This window comes from Corynebacterium sp. DNF00584 (assembly GCF_001552965.1).
Classification (GTDB): domain Bacteria; phylum Actinomycetota; class Actinomycetes; order Mycobacteriales; family Mycobacteriaceae; genus Corynebacterium; species Corynebacterium phoceense.
In genome coordinates this window covers 1-608 of sequence record NZ_KQ959750.1, presented here as the reverse complement: position 1 = coordinate 608, position 608 = coordinate 1, and the positions used below count along the sequence as shown (strand labels likewise).

At 58.1% G+C, this 608-nt stretch carries 1 protein-coding gene; it reads right to left on the bottom strand.

Annotated elements, in window-relative coordinates:
• Positions 1 to 323: 323 nt before the first annotated feature.
• A complete protein-coding gene (locus HMPREF0307_RS07185) occupies positions 324 to 518 on the bottom strand; it encodes a hypothetical protein (RefSeq protein WP_066490435.1) in 195 nt (64 codons plus the stop codon).
• Positions 519 to 608 lie beyond the last annotated feature (90 nt).

Sequence of the window (608 nt, the reverse complement as noted above, 5' to 3'; positions counted from 1 at the left end):
CTGATTCTTGGACGACTCATTCACACTTCAACGCCTACGCGGCTAAGTCGCACCGGCCTGGCTCCTGAGGATGGCTGCCTTCGTTGAAGTTCTAGCGCCCATGACGACGAGGGCGCGCTTCGGCACGTCTTTTCTTGGCCCGACGAATCAGACAGTCGGAAGCGGCCACACTGTGCGGACAAGAAAAACCACTGTCAACCGTCGAAGCTTTTTCGCAACTGGGCCGTAAGCCGCAGAACTAAATGGCCTTTTACCGACACAGTGGCAAAACATAGGGGCGGGTGACACAAGGTCTGCAGCGGTGAAGTCGCGGTCGGCAGAGGCTACTCGGGCAGGAAGCTATAGGTATAGAGCACCGGGTTGTGAATGATGAGCTCGTAGTCCTGGCTGTGCGCTTGGGAGGTGAGGGAGTAGACCTCGAGACGGTTAAAGGCGTGCACGGTGATGAGGAGGGCCACGGCAGTCACCACGAGGGTTGCCGCGACGGCGACGAGGGTGTTGCGTGTGACTGTGCGCATCGGAAGACTTTCTGTTGGGAGAGATGGTCGCGTGTAGGCTCATTCTCTATGGCAGAGCGGACCTGACCCCTGTTTGGTGGACACCTGATA

Bases quoted from the DNA above. Each gene is read 5' to 3' on its own strand.
- HMPREF0307_RS07185 (WP_066490435.1), bottom strand. From the start codon at position 518: ATGCGCACAGTCACACGCAACACCCTCGTCGCCGTCGCGGCAACCCTC.